This window comes from Streptomyces lancefieldiae, from assembly GCF_031845825.1.
GTDB classification, from domain to species: domain Bacteria; phylum Actinomycetota; class Actinomycetes; order Streptomycetales; family Streptomycetaceae; genus Streptomyces; species Streptomyces lancefieldiae.
Window position 1 is genome coordinate 1 of record NZ_JAVRFH010000313.1, and the last position, 466, is coordinate 466.

Consider the following 466-nt stretch of genomic DNA (forward strand, 5'->3'; position numbering starts at 1 on the left):
GCGACGTCCGCAACGCCACGACACTGCCGCTCCTGCTGACCGAGGTGCAGCGCACGGCGCGGCCCCACGCGCCGCACGAGGAGGTGCGGGCGATGGTGGAGCAGGCGCTGCTCGCCGAGCGCGAACTGGTGGTCGCGCCGGAGTGGTTCGCCGCCTGGGCGGCGGAACGCGGCCTCGAGGCCGACATCCGGCTGAAATCCGGCCGGGCGCACAACGAACTGACCCGGCACCGCTACGAGGTCGTCCTGCACGAGGGGCCGTCCGATGGGCTCGACCTCGCCGGTGTGCCCGCGCTGCCCTGGGGCCGGGAGGTTTCCGGTCTGGCCGCCCTCGCCGACTGTGTGAAGCAGGCGGGCGACGGCCCGGTCCGGGTGACTGGGATACCGAACGCGCGCCTGGCGGAGGAGGCCGACGAGGCAAGGTCGGCCGGTGTGCTGAGCGCCGCCGTTCCGGCCGGCGAGCCGCT

At 74.9% G+C, this 466-nt stretch carries 1 protein-coding gene; it reads left to right on the forward strand.

The window, feature by feature from the left end; all coding sequences use genetic code 11:
- Positions 1–466, forward strand: a 466-nt coding sequence (locus RM812_RS42300; protein WP_311586352.1) for a hypothetical protein, incomplete at both ends; no start/stop codon positions are given.